Origin of the sequence: Kitasatospora sp. MMS16-BH015, assembly GCF_002943525.1 — a bacterium.
Taxonomy (GTDB): domain Bacteria; phylum Actinomycetota; class Actinomycetes; order Streptomycetales; family Streptomycetaceae; genus Kitasatospora.
In genome coordinates, this window is sequence record NZ_CP025394.1 from 4,801,721 (window position 1) to 4,817,454 (window position 15,734).

Sequence of the window (15,734 nt, forward strand, 5' to 3'; positions counted from 1 at the left end):
CGGATCTTCGGGTCCGTGGAGAGGATGTCCTCATGGGTACTGCGAGGTACTCGGGGGAGTTCAAGCGGGACGCGGTTGCTTTGGTGGAGTCCAGCGGGCGCCGGGTCTCGGCGGTGGCGCGGGAGCTGGGTGTCAACCCGGAGTCGCTGCGCCAGTGGGTTGCACGCTCACGCGCACAAGCGCCTTCTGGTGCGGGCGGTGAGGGCCCGTTGACCCCCGCCGAGCGCGAGGAACTGCGCCGGCTGCGCGGGCAGGTCCGTGAGTTGGAGCTGGAGAAGGAGATCCTGCGGAAGGCGGCTCAGTATTTTGCCAAGGAGATGGGCCGATGACCGGCCGCTGGCGGTTCATCTCCGACCATCGTGACCTGTACGGAGTACAGCGGCTGTGCCGGGTGCTGAGCGTCTCGGCGTCCGGTTTCTACCGGTGGATACGCGCCACCCCTGTCCGTGTGGCCCGCAAGGCGGCCGACGAGGTGCCGGCCGGGCGGATCGAGGAGATCCACGGCGAGTCGAACGGCGCCTACGGCGTCCCCAGAATCACCCGCGAGCTGCGCGAGCGGCACGGCGCGGTGAACCACAAGCGGGTTGCCCGGCTGATGCGCGAGCGCGGCCTGGCCGGGCGGCGCCTGCGGCGCACGGTCCGCACGACGATCGCTGACCGGACCGTGCCCCCGGCGCCGGACCTGGTCGGGCGGGTGTTCGCCGCCCCGGCACCGGACGTGCGCTGGTGCGGCGACATCACGTACCTGCCGGTCGGTGGGTCGTGGATGTACCTGGCGACGGTGATCGACATGCACTCGCGGCGGGTCGTGGGCTGGTCGCTCGCGGAGCACATGCGTGCCGGCCTGGTCGTCGACGCCGTCCGGTCAGCGGTCGCCGCCCGGGGCGGCGATGTGCGCGGTGTGCTGTTTCACTCCGATCGCGGGGCGCAATATACGTCGGCGGCCTTCGCCGAGGTCTGTCGGGCGTACGGGATACGGCGCTCGATGGGCCGGGTCGGCTCGAGTTACGACAATGCGATGGCGGAGTCGTTCTTCGCCACGCTCAAGCGCGAACTGCTCTATGGTTCCCGATGGTTGACCCGGCCCCAGGCACGCATGGCGGTCTTCGCCTGGATGGCCTGGTACAACCATCGCCGACGGCACTCCGCCCTCGGCTACCGAAGCCCCGTCGACTACGAACGGCAGCACGCCAGGCCTGTTACTAACCTGGACTTGGTCGCATAACAGGCAAGTGTCTACGAAATAGGGCAAAGCCCGCACCAACCTCGGCGCCCGCGCCTACGACACCGCTCACGGCCGATTCATCAGCCCAGACCCACTCCTAGCCCCCGCCGATCCGCAGCAGTGGAACGGCTACGCCTACAGCGACAACAACCCTGTCAACCTCAGCGACCCGACCGGGCTCTGCCCCCGGAACCTGTGCGACGGCTACGGCCAGAACCCAGGCATGGACGTCGGCACCCACGGCACACCCGACGACGAGGTACGTCCCGCGCACGGTACCGAGTCCACCATGGGTGGATCCATCGGGGACGACAGGCCTCACGGAACCCCCGGCCTGCGGAAGGTCTATCCCACCGTTTATATCCCCACCGACTGGGACCAAGGCGACGAGTTCATCAGGCAGTTCAACCACATCATCACCAAGGAGTGGCATAACTGGCCGGACTATACGTCCGGTTTCGACCCGACCTCCCCGCTAGCCCAGATGCAGATCGGCCACGTCTCCTGGGAGGCTTGCCAGCGGGTCAAGGGCGGCTGCCCCAAGGGCGTCGGCGACCTCTCGACGGAGTTGGCCGCGGCGGCAGCATTCGAACTCGAAACCGGCGGAGGAATCCCCAACCCACTCGGCAAGGGAGGAATGACCGGAGAACGCCCCGGCGGTAGGCCCTGCAACAGCTTCGCACCGTCCACCCAGGTCCTCATGGAAGGCGGGAAAACAAAGGCGATCAGTGACATCAAGGTCGGGGACCGTGTGGAATCCGGCGATCCGGATACTGGCGAGGATCAAGGTGGACGCCGGGTCACCGCGCTCCACCTCAACCATGACGACGACCTCGTCGACCTCAGCGTAACCACCCCAGATGGCCTGAGTGCCATCCTGCACACCACGGCGAACCACCCATTCTGGGACGACAGCACCAAGGCATGGACTCCGGCCGGAAAGCTTCCGGTGGGCGATGCCCTCGTAACCGCCTCTGGCCAGCACGCCTACATCAGCACTGTTGCCGCCGTACCCGGCGCTGCCGACATGCGTAACCTCACTGTCGACGACCTCCACACGTACTATGTGCTGGCAGGCAACACGCCGGTTCTGGTACATAACTCAGGATGCGGCGTATCGTTCAGTGCGAAGCAGCTTCAGAAGAAGTACAAGCATGCCGTCGACTTCGGCGTAAGCGGCAATTGGGGCAAGGGCAGTGCAAAGGCATTTGAAGATGCCCTGGAGACGCATATTCATGATCCGAGCACCGTTCAAATCCCTGGCACTTACAGAGGAGACCCTGTGACGCACTACTACAACCCGAATACGGAGCTCAACGTAATCGTTGACCCTGCTGGCAACTTTGTCAGCGGTTGGAGGCTGGGGCCTGCGCAGATTCAAAACGTTCTGGCGCACGGAGGGCTTAACTAATGGCTGGACAGTTGGACTCGTATGTCATCGTTGCTCGTGCGCTCGTAGAGTCGAGAATGAGCGCGCAAGAGTTCGAGACAGTTTTTCTGTCCATCTTCAGAGGAGAAGGAGATATGTTTTCGGACGCCGAAACTCGCGCCCTCCACTCGCTCTTCTTGGATGTTGATTCCTATTGCTCCAATCCCGATCTTCGTGATACTGGAGATCTCGACGATGATGGCCTGATCGAATCGGCTCGGAAATTCCTTGACGCCGTGCATTCGTGATTAGCCTTCCGTGTCGGCGATAGCGAGGATCTGTATCTGAATCAGGGATAGCGTGTCGAGGGCACACGTGGCGCGCCCTCGACACGCGACACGAGATGGTCGACTCCTTGTCATTTTTCCAATTCGACCTCACCATCGCAGTTTCCAAACATCCCCGCAGGCTATCCACAGCCTGACTTTCGGCCAGGTCATCCGTACTATGTACTGGCGGGCGGCACGCCAGTGCTCGTGCATAACAGCAACGGACTTTGCGGGACACCGCAAGAGGTTGCTGCGGCATATCGCGCTGACGCTGCCAACGGAGTAGGTGGGCGCAGGAATATCGCGGTTGCTCAGTATGATGTCGATGGTGGGACAGGGCAGCTGATTGGAGTCAGCGGCTCGCATCAGAATCCCGGTTCGGTGGGGGTGCCGAAGAATCCTATTTTCGACCCTAGCGGCAGGGAATCTGATTCCGAGTGGCAGGTTTTGGAGAATCTTGCGGAGGGGTTGACGCCGCGCTCATCGGGGACTGTCAACATGTACTCCGAGCGAGAGGTTTGCCCAAGTTGTCAATCGGTGATCCAGCAATTCCAAGAGCGATTCCCAGGAGTTACGATCAATGTCACCACTGGATAGCGATGGGCGAGACCGCATGGTCAGCTTCTTCAATGATCTGATCCGGTCTATCGAGGCCATCGGGAGAGGGCCCGCGGTCGCTGGCCTAGGGGCGGAAGAGATCGAGAGCGTCCGTGTCGATCAACATGTCGACTCGCTTCCCATGTATTACGAAGAGTTTCTTCGTAATATGGGTCGCAGTGCTGGGCAGTTTCTGATTGGCACGGATGCCTTCTATCCGGAGTTGATGGGGATTAAGCCCGACGCGCTGGAGCTTCTGGTCGAGAATAGTGCCTCTCATCTCATCGCAGAGAATGCAATCGTCTTTGCGATGCATCAGGGATATCAAGTCTATTGGCTGGAGCCTTCGGGGAGCGACGATCCGCCTGTAGCCATGTATCAGGAAGGCAGTGCTGAGCTTCGCGCTCGGTGGGATTCGTTTAGTGAATTCCTGGCGGACCAGTCATCGAGGGATCTCGCTTTGGCTGCGCGAAAATGATGCTTGATTGAATATGGACACGACTTTCCGGGCGAGTAGCGTCGCCCGGTGAGTAATATTCAGAAGCCCCGTCAGATTCAACTCTGACGGGGCTTCTGTGCGTCTTGACGGCAACGGTTGACGGCAACGTCAGCGGACGGGTGCTGCACAAGACGGCGGATCGCCGCCATCGTCGGGCTCGGCGCTGCCGTCTGTGGGGCGGCGGAGGGCGTTGCCGAGGAGGTCGATGGCGTCGCGCTGGAGGCGGAGCCGGACGTGGGCGTACACGGTGGCGGTGACGCCGATGTGGGCGTGGCCGAGGAGTTCCTTGATGACGACGAGTTCGACGCCTTGTTCCAGGAGGAGGGTCGCCGCCGAGTGCCGGAGGTCGTGGAAGCGGATGCGGCGGAGCTTGGCCAGGCGGAGCACGGCGTTGAAGTGCCGGGTGAGGGTGGCTCCCTCGATCGGGGCGCCGTTGGTCCGGGTGAAGACGTAGCCGCTGCCTTTCCAGCCCGAACCTGCTGCTTCGCGCTCCTGGCGCTGCCGGTCGCGGTGCTGTCCGAGTGAGCGCACGCACGGCGTCGGCAGGGCGATCCGCCGTTCGGAGCTCTGGGTCTTGGTTGGGAGGGCGGTCAGGCCGCCGGTGTTGGTGCGCTGGAGGGTGCGGCGGATGCTGGCGGTTCCGCCGGTCAGGTCGAGGTCTTCCCAGCGCAGGCCGAGGAGTTCGCCCTTACGAAGCCCGGTGCGTAGGGCGAGTTCGAACAGCGCGCTCAGCCGGTGTCCCTGGGCGGCGGCGAGGAAGATGCGGGCTTCGTCGGCGGTGAGGGGTTCGAAGCGGCGGGGCCTCGGGGTGCCCATGCGGACGTTGCGGGCGACGTTACGGGGGATCTCCTCTTCGCGGACGGCGTGCTCCAGGGCGGACTTGAGCACGGAATGCACGTAGGCGAGGGTCAGCGCGGAGAACCGCTTGCCGCAGCACTTTCCGATCACGCAGCAGCGGGGACGACCAGCCTCCTCCGGCGCGTTCGGGACACGGGCGGCATCGAGGCCGCGTACGCAGTACTGGCAGCAGGTGCGGAACTGGTCAAGCCAGGTGCGGACGTCCTTGACGGTGAGTTTGGCGAGCTTCATCCGGCCGAGCCCGGGTATCAGGTAGAGCCAGGTCCACCGACACCTCGCTGCCTCCGGGTGCTGGGTGATCGCGGCCGACGGGGTCGAGTACTTCCGGATCCAGGATGTGACGGTCTCCCGCTACACCTACCAGGAGATCGGCAGACCCCGGGGAATTGCGTCCGATGACCGATCGCGAGCTGGACGTGGGGCTGAACTGCGACATTGAAGCACCATCCTCTGGTGTCGTTGAAGGGCTCTTACCTGCGCTTTTGCGGACAGGCTTGCATTTGATGCATGATTCTCGCATCCAGTGATCTAGGGAGTGCGGGTCGTTGAGAGGTCTAAGCGAGGGGTCCGCGCGGCTGGTGCTGCTCGACGGCGTCGCGCTGCTGCACCCCGAGGACGCCGTGTTCGACGGGATGCTGGAGGGCTGGGCACGTCAGCAGCTCGGCGGGCGGCGCCTACAGCCAGACACGGTCCGGGGCCGCCAGCAGCTCGTGCGCCGGTTCAACAAGTTCACCAACGCCTACCCCTGGCAGTGGTCCGCCGCAGACGTCGACGAGTGGATGACCTACCTGATCGGCGAGTTGAGGCGGGCCGAGTCGACGATCCGCGGCTACCAGACCACGCTGCGGCTGTTCTGCGACTACATCACCTCGCCGCACTACCAGTGGCCACAGGAGTGCGAGGCCCGGTTCGGCACCCACCCGGTTCAGATCTGCCACGAGTGGAACACCGCGGCCCACCTCGTCGACTACGAGGGCGGCCCCGACCGCCGGCCGATGACGCGCGAGGAGATCCAGCTCTTTCTCGACTACGCCGACGAGCAGGTTGACCGGGCGGTCCGGCTCGGCCGCAAGGGAGCCTTGGCGGCCTACCGCGACGCGACGGTGTTCAAGGCGATCTATGGCTGGGGCCTGCGTTGCACCGAGACCTCGAAGCTCGACACCACGGACTGGTACCGCAACCCCAAGGCCCCCGAGCTTGGCCCGTTCGGCTCGCTCCACGTGCGGTACGGGAAGCGGACCAAGGGCTCGCCGCCGAGGCGCCGCACGGTGCTCAGCGTGATGCCGTGGGCGGTCGAAGCGGTCGAGGACTACGTCGTCAACGTCCGCCCCCGCTACTCCGCCGCCGGCCGCAGCCCGGCTCTGTGGCTGACCGAGCGCGGCGGCCGGCTCCAGGCCCGCGAGATCGAGGACCGCTTCGCGACGTACCGCGACGCCCTGGGCCTGGACAAGGAGCTGGTGCCGCACTGCCTGCGGCACAGCCACGTCACCCACCAGATCGAGGACGGCGCCGACCCCGTCTTCGTCCAGAATCAGGTCGGCCACCGCTTCGCCTCGACAACGGCCCTCTACACCGGCGTCAGCGGCGACTTCATGAACACGATGATGCGCACGGTCCTGGACCGCGCTCTGCGCAACGAACAGTAGGGAATCGACGTGACGGCAAAACTGGACTACCGCTGGCACCTGCGGGAGGTGATGGCCACCCGCGGAATGTTCTCCACCACCGACCTGCGCCCGCTGCTGGCCGAGCGCGAGATCGACTTGTCGCCCAGCCAGACCTATCGCCTGGTGGTCGAGCGGCCGGAGCGGCTGAGCCTGAAGACGCTGATGGCCCTCCTGGACATCCTCGGCTGCACGATGGACGAGCTCATCGAGCCCGTCGCTGCGGCTGGCGCCGGGCGCCGCAAGGCAGCAGCGGCCGGCTCGGCCACAGGTGGGAGCGAAGGGCCCTCCGGAGTGGGCGAGTTCAGGCCCCGCCGGGCCCGCATCGTTTCCGAGTAGGCGCTTCCGTGGCCGATCACCTGCCGCGGTTCGCGACCGAGCCTGAGCGCGTCATCGTCGAAGCCGTACTGGCTGCCGATACCCAGCTGTCGGCCGCCGACGTCGAGGCCGTCCTGGTCGCCGCCGTGCGGCGCCGACCCGACCGGCGCCTGCTCGCCGAGGCGTTGCACGCCGACCCTCAGCTGCTGACCTCCACCCGGCCCGAGGGCCCGAGGAGTATCGAGCACCTGATCCGCGCGCTGATCGACCACGGAGCCCGCCACCTGCGGCTGCCCCAGTGCGGCCGTTGCCGGAAGGAACGCCCGCTCCCCGCCCGCGACGGCACCCAGCGCATCTGCACGCCCTGCAAGGGGCGCCTCATCGCGCTCGCCAACCCGTGCGTGATCTGCGGCGGGACCAACTTCGCCGTCCGTGACCGCGACGGCCGGCCGCGCTGCCGCCGGCACCTGCCCGAGCCCGACCGGGACGTCTTCCGCGAACTCAGCGAACGCGTCGCGGCCCTCCCCATCGGGCTGACCATCGACACCGTCGCGGAGGCCATCCGGGAAGCCGTTCCCAGCCGCCACGGCCAGCTCCGCCTCCTCTGGGCCCTGGAGGACCAGCCCGACCTGCTCACCGAGCACGCCGTCACCGGTCCGCCCAAGACCCTCCCGCTGGTCAAGGCCCTGGTCGATCGCGGCGCGGCCGAACTGAGCGAGCCGCTGTGCCCCTTCTGCAAGATCCGCCCCGCGCAGTCCCTCGACCGCGACGGCGTGCGGTGCTGCAAGAGCTGCTGGCGCGAGGCCCGCTCCGAACCGTGCTCGGCCTGCGGACGCACCACCTGGGTGGCCGCCCGTACGTTCGACGGCGCCCCGCTGTGCACGTCGTGCCGAGGCCACGACACCTTCCACCACCAGCCCTGCATCCGCTGTGGCACCTCCGGACGACCTGTTCAGCGCACCGCCGACGGCATCCTGTGCCGGCGCTGCTGCGAGAGACCGACCGCGATCTGCTCGGTCTGCGGCCGGTCGCGCCCGGTCCACCACGCCCAGACCAGCACGCCGATCTGCGGCTCCTGCTCGACCCGTGCCCAGAAGCCCAAGCCCTGCAGCCAGTGCGGCATCGAGCGGCGCGCCAACTACCGCACGCCGGACGGCCAGCCCCTGTGCAAGCCGTGCGGGCAGCCACGACTGCCCTGCGACAGCTGCGGCAACGCCCGCGTCGTGTACGGCCGGACGCCGGACAACGAGCCGCTCTGCGAGGTCTGCTGGTCCAAGCACCCGGTCGCCCGCAGGCCGTGCGGCGAATGCGGGACTGTGGAGAAGCAGTTCCACCACAGCCTGTGCGCGGCCTGCAGCGCCCGTCGTGCTCTGCGCGCCGTGCTCTCCGACGAGAACACCACGATGCGCTCCGACATCGAGCCCGTCTTCCACGCACTGCTCCACGTACTTCCTCCTCTCGCTGTTCTGCGGTGGACACGCTCCTCGACCACCTGCCGCAGCCTGCTCGGCACCCTGGCCACAAGCTCCGGGCCGGTGACCCACGCTCTGCTCGACCGGCTCGGGCCGCCCAAGACGGTCAAGGCCGTGCGCGCCGCCCTCGTCGCGGGCGGGGCCCTGCCCGCTCGCGACGAGCGGCTCGCCGATCTGGAGTCGTGGCTGGCGAAGACCTACCTCCGCGTCGCGAATCCCGACGACCGGAAGGCCCTTCGCAGCTTCGCGACCTGGTACCACCTGCGCCGACTCCGACGTCTGCCGGAGGGCCAGCCCGTGACTGCGGGCCGAGCCATCGCCGTGCGGCACGAGGTCCGGAACATCGTGCGCCTCATGGAGTGGCTCGAGCAGCAGGGCACCGCGCTGGGCACCTGCACCCAGGACCACGTCGACGCCTGGCTCGCCGACGGCCCCATCCAGCGCGTGCTCGTTCGCAACTTCCTGCTCTGGGCCAGCCGCCGCGGTCACGCCGTCGGGCTGCAAGCACCTTGGTACCGCGGCGACTTCACCGCCTCCGTCATCGCCCGGGACCACCGCTGGTCCCAGGTCCAGCGCCTGGCCGGAGACGACACGCTCGACGTAGTGGACCGCGCCGCAGGTCTCCTTCTGCTCCTGCTCGCCCAGCCGCCCAGCCGGATCAGTCTCCTGCGCACCGACCAGGTCACCGACCACGGCGACAAGGTCACGCTCCAGCTCGGCCGGACCCCAGTCGACCTGCCGCCGCCGTTGGACGACCTGCTCCGCGTCCTCGTTCAGCGCCGCGTCGGCCACGCGGCCGCGACACCCGTCCAGGAGTCGAACTGGCTGTTCCCCGGCGGCCTGGCAGGCCGCCCGATGAGCCCCGAGCACCTTGCGCATCGCCTGCGCGCGCTCGGCATCCGCCCTCGGGCGGCCCGGAACACAGCCCTCATGGACCTCGCCGCCGAGCTGTCCGCTGTCGTCGTCAGCCGGCTGCTGGGATTCCACCAGAACACCGCCGACACCTGGCAGCGCGAGGCCAGCGGCTTCGGCAGCGACTACGCCGCAGACCTCGCCCGCCGCTGACCCGCTCCCGTTGGGGGCATAGCTCTGATCGCGGAGGTTGCCCATGGACCCCGGGGAAATTTCAACGTCGCGCAGAAGATCACGACCTGCGGAAACGCGCCAAGGGCCCTATCGGTAGCGACCGACGGGACCGGACAGCACTCCGGCTTCGGCACGGGTTCTGCGAGGCCGGCACCGAAGTGGAAATGGTCCACGACGCCGGGGTCACCGGGGGATGGCCTACCTGCCCTGATCGAGACCAGGGATCAGGGCAAGTGCGGCGGCCCCCGCGACGCCAGAGTATGCGTTGCGTGACTCGGCACTTAGAGCGCCCGCCGAGTATGCCGCGACGGGTGCCCCCGAGTAGTCCACGATGGCAATGGTCTGCGGGATGGCGCGACCGCCGCTGACGACGAGCTGGGCCACGCCGTCCACGTAGCGCAGGCTGAGCGTGCCCAGATCCTCGGGGTTGACCTGGTCGGCTGGGATCAGCGCAAGTTCCGTCGTCTCGGGCGTGAGCTGGACCGTGGCCGGCCCCTTGGCCTGGGGCGTGTTCTCGGACATGGGTATCTCCTCACCGGCCGGCCCGGTGCCGACGCATGCAGATCTTCCCATGATGGGGCGTCAGCTCACTATCACGGTTGACAGATCGGAGGCGCCCTGTCACTGCCGACCTGCGGGCATTCCGCAGGTTCTGATAGCGGAAGTTACCCATAAAGCCCGGGGAATTGCATCGACGTCGCTGGAGGCATCACGACCTGCGGAAACGCAGCAGAAAGGGCCCCGCTGGTGGCCGCGACCGCCGGGGTCCTTCGTCGTCGCGAGCCAGCACTCCGACACAGCGTGCGCACCCTCGCATCATGGTGGACTAGCGCTCGCTTTGGTAAAGCACTCCGGGCACGCCCTCGCCGAAGAGATCCACCAGCTGGTATTGGGCGCTACCTGCCGCGCCCTCGGGTGTGGTGACCGATCCATACGTTGCAATGGCAAGCCCATCCGAATCGACGACGGGGAGCTGAGCCGGAAGAACCCTTCCGCCGCTGACGACGATCACGGGCAGACCATCGCGGTACTCGATCGACAGCGTGCCCACGTCCTCGGGAGTCACTTCGGATGCCGGAATCGGCGCGGGTTCGGTCGTTCCGGGCGTGGACTGGATCGGGGCCGGTCCCTTTGAGTTGGGCGTAGTTGAGCCGGAGACGGCGCTGAGCACCTGCTTGACTCGCCAAATGAGTTCATCCCGATTGAAAGGCTTCGTGAGATAGTCATCGGCCCCGAGGCCGAACCCCTTCAGCTTCAAGTCTTCCGCCGAACTGCGGAGCACCACGACAGGAGCCTTCGGATTCGCGCCGCGCAGCCTGAGCAGCACCTCGAAGCCACTGATGTCCGGAAGCATGAGATCAAGAATGATGATGTCGTAGTCGTACAGCTTTGCAGCAGCGAGTCCGGCCTCGCCGGATTCTGCGACCTCAACAGTCACTGCCTCGGCTGCGAAGGCGGTTTGGATCGCGCGGCTGGTGGCTTGGTCATCCTCGATGCACAGGACACGAGCCATGGAACCGTCGACCGTGCCCTCGGGCTCGATCTGGTCCGCCGGGATCAGCGCGGGTTCAGCCTTCGCAGGCGTGGACTGGACCGGTGCGGGGCCCTTCGAGTTGGGCGTGGTCTCGGACATGGCTGTCTCCTCACTGGCCGGCTTGGTGCCAACGCGCGTGGATCTTCCCCATGACGAGGCGTCAGTACACCATCACACGCGGACGGGAGAGCCGACCAATCCACGACCTCCAGGCATTCCGCAGGTTCTGATAACCGAAGTTACCCATACGGCAGGTTCGGAGAGCGGCGCGGGGAAATGGACCGGGAGCAATCCCGGCACCGCTCCCGGGCCGACTCACCAACCGGATGCGGCGGAGCCTGGCAGCCCGGCACAGCGCGGTGAAGTGTCGGGTCAGGTTGGATGGGTCGGTGGGTGAGCCGTCTGGCGCGGTGGGGACGAAGCCGTGGATGCGCCTGGGGTGTTGCCGGGGGCTAGGAGCTAAGCAGCTTCTCCCCCTGCGTCGTCGTGGCGGCCGGGGCGCTCTCGTCCGGAGGCGCGCCATTGGCCGCGCGCATACCCCCGGGCGGCTTCGCGCAGGAGTCGGGCGGTGGCCTCGGCGCCTTCGCGGGCGATCTGAGGCAAGACAGATACGTAGGTGTCGGCGGTGGTGACGATGCTGGCGTGGCCGATCTGGTGCTGGATGACTTTCAGGTCGACGTGGGCGCTCAGGGCCATGCTGGCCGCGCCGTGGCGGAGGTCGTGCAGCCGGACCGGCGGTAGGCCGTGGCGGCGGACCAACTGCTGGAAGACGTGGCCGACATGGTCTGGTGCGAGGGGCTCGCCGAGGACGGTGGTGAAGACGTAGCCGCTGTCTGTCCAGGTGCCGCCGGCGGTGGTCTGTTCGGCTTCCTGGCGGCGTTGGTGGGCACGCAGGGAGCGGATGGTGTCGTGGTCGAGCGCGATCTGTCGTGTGCCGGCTCTGCTCTTCGGCTCGCAGATCGTGATCACTCCGCCTGCCAGTTTCTGCAGTTGGCGTTCCACGTTCAGTACGCGGTGTTCGAAGTCGATGTCGGTCCACCGTAGTGCGAGTGCCTCGCCGCGGCGCAAACCCCGGGTGGCTTAGAGGCGGTAGAGGGCGTGCAGGCGGTGGTCGCGGATGAGATGGAGGAAACGCGCCGTCTGGACGGGTGTCCACACCGCCACTGCGGGTCGGTGGCCGGTGAGGCGCCACCGGTCGACGAGGGAGTCCGTCCAGACCTGTGGCTGAGGTCGCCGTTCCCTGGGCAGGCTGAGGTCGCGGGCCGGATTGTGGTCGATCAGCCCGGCGTTGACAGCGGCGGCCAGCGCGGCCCGCAGCGTAGCCTGGATGCGCCGCACGGTGCTCGCGCTCAATGGGTTCTTGCCGGCGGCGCGGTGCTTGAGGGCGATCCTGGCGAACACCGACTCTACGTCGGCGTAGGTCAGCGCACGCAGTGGAACGCGGCCGATCAGCGGTGCCAGGTACTGCTCGACGTGCTTTCGGTAGCCGCGCACGGTCGTGGGACGAAGGCGCTCCGCAGCGCCCTCCAGCCATCGTTCCAGCCACGTGGCGGTGCTCAGCCGGGCCCGCCGCCGCGGCGACGGAGGTTCGGTGAGCCGTCGCAAGGCGGCTGTGGCCGCGGTCTTGGTCGGGTAGCCGCCCTGGCGCAGCCGCGACCGGGGCTCCTCCTTGGTGGCCCACACGGGGAGCGAGACGTACCACGCTCCGTGAGTGCGCTGCGAGAGCTTCGGACAGTGGCTGCCCAGCTGGCGCCTGCTGCGGGGATCCCGGCACCCGCAGCGCTTGAAGACACTCCCGTCACCGCGCACGGCAACCTCCTCGGAGTAGATCCGTTCCTGGCAGCCACGATCCCCGGCGCGCGCCGCGCCGCTCCCGGACGGCTTGTACACGTTCGCCCAAGGGACGGGCTTCGCGTCGTTTCCCGGACAACGGTGGTCCGTGCCTGCTAACGCCGAGCACCGACGGCCCGTACAGCCGGTATCCGTGCTGCGCCGCAGGCCCGGCTCGCAGCAGTCCGGTCCGCCGTAGCCGTCCCGGCGCGCCGCCGGACCACCTGTCGAGCTCACACAAGCACTCGGAGCCCTCCCACCTGCGCGGGAGGACCATCAGAACACGCCCATCTGATGTCCAGTCACTCGCTGGGTGTGGCCAAGGTGTGGCCGAACGCCTTCGGACGATTCGGCACGGGACGGCATCAAGATGGCGTGAGCATGGCGGTCTCAGTCAGGGGCGGCGCGGGCTGGTGCCGATATACCGCTCCTGACCTGCCCGGATGCCGGATTTGACGGCACCCGGCGGCAGTGTCTGGCATGATGTGGATGTTGTCGGGGCGCTAGCTCAATTGGCAGAGCTGCGGACTTTTAATCCGTAGGTTCAGGGTTCGAGCCCCTGGCGCCCCACCGAGAACACATCCTTGGGTGACGCTTGTGCGTTCCTCGAGCCGTGGCGCGCACACTCCCCCGGGCCGGGACCCTACTCCCGGTCGGAGGGAGGAGACGCCCACGATGGGTACGTCGATAGTGCGAAGCCTGGTGAGGTTACTGGACTCGCCCGTGATGCTGGGGCTGATGGCCTGCGGGACGTTCTTCGGGCTGATGGTCCCGGTCGGGGCGGTGGACCAGCCGGTGCTGTCCGGCCCGACGCCGGGTCATCCCGAACGGCTCTGCCCGATGGAGCCGCTGAGCCCCCTGGAACGGAGGTTGCAGCGGGAGCTCCGGTAGCCGCCGGTCGGTGGACGATCGCCTGAGGACCGGGAGGGCGGGCCCGGACCTGCCTGACGGGGACTCAGGTGATCCCCCCGGTGATCCTTGGATCCGACGGGGTGCACGTGGGTAGCATCTCCACCATGGCGCTGTTGAGCGGTATTCGAGCCGTTCTGGAGCGGACAAGCGGGGGGCTGCGGTGACCATCAGGGTTTTGCTGGCCGAGGACATGCACATGGTGCGGGGCGCACTGGTGGCGCTGCTCGACCTGGAAGAGGACATCGCGGTGGTCGCGGAGTTGGCCAACGGGGACGAGATCTTACCGACCGCCTTGAAACGGCAGCCCGATGTGGCCGTCATCGACATCGACCTGGCCGGAATGGACGGGCTCACCGCGGCGGCACTGCTGCACGAGGCGATGCCCGAGTGCCGGACGCTGATCCTGACCAGCCTCGGCCGCCCGGGCACGTTCCGCCGGGCGCTCGCGGCCGGCGTGCGCGGGTTCCTCCTCAAGGACGCTCCGTCCGGCGAACTGGCCCATGCCATCCGCCGGGTGGCGCAGGGCGAGCGGGTGGTCGACCCGGAGCTGATGGTGGCCGCCTGGGACAGTGGGGACAGCCCGCTGACGGAGCGTGAGACCGAGGTGCTGCGGCTGGCGGCCGACGGTGCCGGGGTCACCGAGATCGCCCGCCGGCTGTACCTGTCGGACGGGACGGTCCGGAACTACCTGACCTCGACGGTGGTCAAGCTGAACGCCCGCAACCGGTTGGACGCCGTGCGGATCGCCCGCGACGCCGGCTGGGTGTAGCACGGGCCGGCCGAGGGCGGCCTCAGGCCACCCGGCTCGCACCCTCGGCGGCGCCGTCGTCGGCGGCGTCGGTGGCGGTGGCGGTGGCGGCGAGCTCGGCGGGCGGCGAGATCTCGGCCTCCAGGTGGAACCAACCGTCCGCACGGACCTCGACCGTGAGCGTCCCGTTGACGTCGGCCAGCCGGGCGGCCAGGTTGTCGAGGCCGCCGTTGCCCGCGGCGAGCCAGGCCTCGGGGGCTCGGCCGCCGTCCTGGTCGTGGGTCGGCACGCCGTCGTTGGCCAGCCGCAGGCTGGTCGCGCCGTCCTGGGCGACCGCCTCGATGACGCACCGCGACGCCTTGCTGTGCCGGATCACATTGGTGATGCCCTCGCGCAGCACGGTGGCGAGGACCGTGTCGGCGTCCGCCGAGAGGCGCCCGTACTCCACCCGCAGATGCGCGTCGATCCCGGCGGCCGAGAGCACCGAGCGGGCCGAGGAGAGCTCCGTCAGCAGCGACATGGACCGGTAGCTGCGCGCCACCTCGCGTACGTCGCGCAGGGCCTGGCGGGACAGGCCGATAATGCTCTCCAGCTCTGCCGAGGCCCGGTCGGGCGAGCGGTTGACCATGGCGTGGGCGAGCTCGCTCTTCAGCGTGATCGCGGAGAGGCTGTACCCCAGCAGGTCGTGCAGGTCGCGGGCGAACCGCAGCCGCTCCTTGATGACGGCGACCCGGGCGATGTCGTCCTGCGCCTCGTGGACGGCGAGCGTGAGGTTGGCGAGCAGGGTGAGGCTGTAGACGATGACGCCGGTGACCAGCGTGGACACCACCATGTAGATCACCAGGCCCGGCTTGCTGTGGGCCTCCAGGCCGGCGCCCAGGCCGATGGCCGTGACCAGGCAGCCGAAGGCCGGCAGGGCTGCCCGCAACGGCAGCAGCGACAGCATCGAGGCGCCGACGAAGCCGCCCATGCCGCCCCAGGGCCAGCCGAGGAACAGCGGGGGCACGGTGGTGAGCAGCGCCTGGGCGAGCAAGGTCCACCGCCCGTACCGGGCGCGCAGGCGCCGACATCGGGGGAGCGTGTGCACCAGTTGCAGACCGATGGTGGCCGGCAGCACGGTCAGGGCGCAGACCACGGTGGGCACAGTGAGGGCCTCGCCGAGGATGTCGACGATCTGCATGACGAGGAACGCCGTCATGACCGACCACACCACGGCCAGCGCGAAGTGCGGGGCGGGCGCTCGGATGCCCAGGACCCGTACGCCCGGCTCCTGACGGCCCGGGTGCTCGATGG

At 67.8% G+C, this 15,734-nt stretch carries 15 protein-coding genes, 1 tRNA gene and 1 pseudogene; 11 read left to right on the top strand and 6 right to left on the bottom strand.

Translation table 11 applies throughout. From position 1 onward, the window contains the following. Positions 1–32 precede the first annotated feature (32 nt). The 5 genes from CFP65_RS20760 (at position 33) to CFP65_RS20785 (ending at position 3,998) form a co-directional block, all read left to right on the top strand. Positions 33–1,225, top strand: a protein-coding gene (locus tag CFP65_RS20760) for an IS3 family transposase (RefSeq protein ID WP_104817586.1) whose coding sequence is annotated in 2 segments (ribosomal slippage) — positions 33–261 and positions 261–1,225 — 1,194 coding nt in all. Because the reading frame shifts where the segments join, the coding sequence is not laid out codon by codon here. Between the two features lie 223 nt (positions 1,226–1,448). After that, complete coding sequence (locus CFP65_RS20770; protein ID WP_104817587.1) at positions 1,449–2,636, top strand: colicin D domain-containing protein; 1,188 nt, start codon at positions 1,449–1,451, stop codon at positions 2,634–2,636. Then, positions 2,636–2,902, top strand: a complete 267-nt coding sequence (locus CFP65_RS20775) for a colicin immunity domain-containing protein (RefSeq protein WP_104817588.1) — start codon at positions 2,636–2,638, stop codon at positions 2,900–2,902. Before CFP65_RS20770 ends, CFP65_RS20775 begins: the two co-directional genes overlap by 1 nt. A 408-nt stretch (positions 2,903–3,310) precedes the next feature. Next, a complete protein-coding gene (locus CFP65_RS42535; protein WP_371682542.1) occupies positions 3,311–3,520 on the top strand; it encodes a deaminase domain-containing protein in 210 nt (69 codons plus the stop codon). Further along, positions 3,504–3,998, top strand: a complete 495-nt coding sequence (locus CFP65_RS20785; protein WP_104817590.1) for an SMI1/KNR4 family protein — start codon at positions 3,504–3,506, stop codon at positions 3,996–3,998. The genes CFP65_RS42535 and CFP65_RS20785 overlap by 17 nt, the downstream gene beginning before the upstream one ends. 129 nt (positions 3,999–4,127) lie before the next feature. On the opposite strand, the pseudogene CFP65_RS20790 reads toward CFP65_RS20785, so the two are convergent. Beyond that, positions 4,128–5,219, bottom strand: a pseudogene (locus CFP65_RS20790) (tyrosine-type recombinase/integrase); the annotation flags it as partial. 203 nt (positions 5,220–5,422) lie between these two features. Between CFP65_RS20790 and CFP65_RS20795 the strand changes: the two are divergent. Genes CFP65_RS20795 through CFP65_RS20805 form a run of 3 tightly spaced genes read left to right on the top strand, consistent with a single transcriptional unit; the run spans position 5,423 to position 9,396 of the window. Continuing rightward, positions 5,423–6,523, top strand: coding sequence for a tyrosine-type recombinase/integrase (locus CFP65_RS20795; RefSeq protein WP_104817591.1), 1,101 nt, complete (start codon positions 5,423–5,425; stop codon positions 6,521–6,523). A 9-nt stretch (positions 6,524–6,532) separates the two neighbouring features. Continuing rightward, complete coding sequence (locus tag CFP65_RS20800) at positions 6,533–6,880, top strand: helix-turn-helix transcriptional regulator (RefSeq protein WP_104817592.1); 348 nt, start codon at positions 6,533–6,535, stop codon at positions 6,878–6,880. Positions 6,881–6,888: 8 nt separating this feature from the next. Then, the gene (locus tag CFP65_RS20805; RefSeq protein ID WP_104817593.1) at positions 6,889–9,396 is read left to right on the top strand and encodes a hypothetical protein; all 2,508 of its coding nucleotides are present in this window, start codon (positions 6,889–6,891) and stop codon (positions 9,394–9,396) included. Between the two features lie 219 nt (positions 9,397–9,615). On the opposite strand, the gene CFP65_RS20810 is transcribed toward CFP65_RS20805, so the two are convergent. From CFP65_RS20810 to CFP65_RS39120, 4 genes are all read right to left on the bottom strand, one after another. Beyond that, on the bottom strand, positions 9,616–9,939 hold the full coding sequence (locus CFP65_RS20810) for a hypothetical protein (RefSeq protein WP_104817594.1): 324 nt from the start codon (positions 9,937–9,939) through the stop codon (positions 9,616–9,618). A 304-nt stretch (positions 9,940–10,243) separates the two neighbouring features. Continuing rightward, a complete protein-coding gene (locus tag CFP65_RS20815) occupies positions 10,244–11,050 on the bottom strand; it encodes a response regulator (protein ID WP_104817595.1) in 807 nt (268 codons plus the stop codon). 360 nt (positions 11,051–11,410) lie between these two features. Continuing rightward, positions 11,411–12,019, bottom strand: coding sequence for a site-specific integrase (locus tag CFP65_RS20820; RefSeq protein WP_104817596.1), 609 nt, complete (start codon positions 12,017–12,019; stop codon positions 11,411–11,413). Positions 12,020–12,031: 12 nt separating this feature from the next. Continuing rightward, a complete protein-coding gene (locus tag CFP65_RS39120; RefSeq protein ID WP_158702290.1) occupies positions 12,032–12,634 on the bottom strand; it encodes a hypothetical protein in 603 nt (200 codons plus the stop codon). A gap of 644 nt (positions 12,635–13,278) precedes the next feature. Between CFP65_RS39120 and CFP65_RS20830 the strand changes: the two genes are divergently transcribed. The 3 genes from CFP65_RS20830 (at position 13,279) to CFP65_RS20840 (ending at position 14,462) form a co-directional block, all read left to right on the top strand. Then, positions 13,279–13,351 (top strand) — tRNA-Lys (locus CFP65_RS20830). Positions 13,352–13,456: 105 nt separating this feature from the next. Beyond that, positions 13,457–13,672, top strand: a complete 216-nt coding sequence (locus CFP65_RS20835; protein WP_104817598.1) for a DUF6059 family protein — start codon at positions 13,457–13,459, stop codon at positions 13,670–13,672. 181 nt (positions 13,673–13,853) lie between these two features. Continuing rightward, the gene (locus CFP65_RS20840; protein ID WP_104817599.1) at positions 13,854–14,462 is read left to right on the top strand and encodes a DNA-binding response regulator; all 609 of its coding nucleotides are present in this window, start codon (positions 13,854–13,856) and stop codon (positions 14,460–14,462) included. Positions 14,463–14,484: 22 nt separating this feature from the next. Here CFP65_RS20840 and CFP65_RS20845 read toward each other — a convergent pair whose 3' ends face one another. Then, positions 14,485–15,639 (bottom strand): sensor histidine kinase, encoded by a 1,155-nt coding sequence (locus tag CFP65_RS20845; protein WP_104817600.1) that lies wholly within the window; start codon positions 15,637–15,639, stop codon positions 14,485–14,487. Positions 15,640–15,734: the final 95 nt, after the last annotated feature.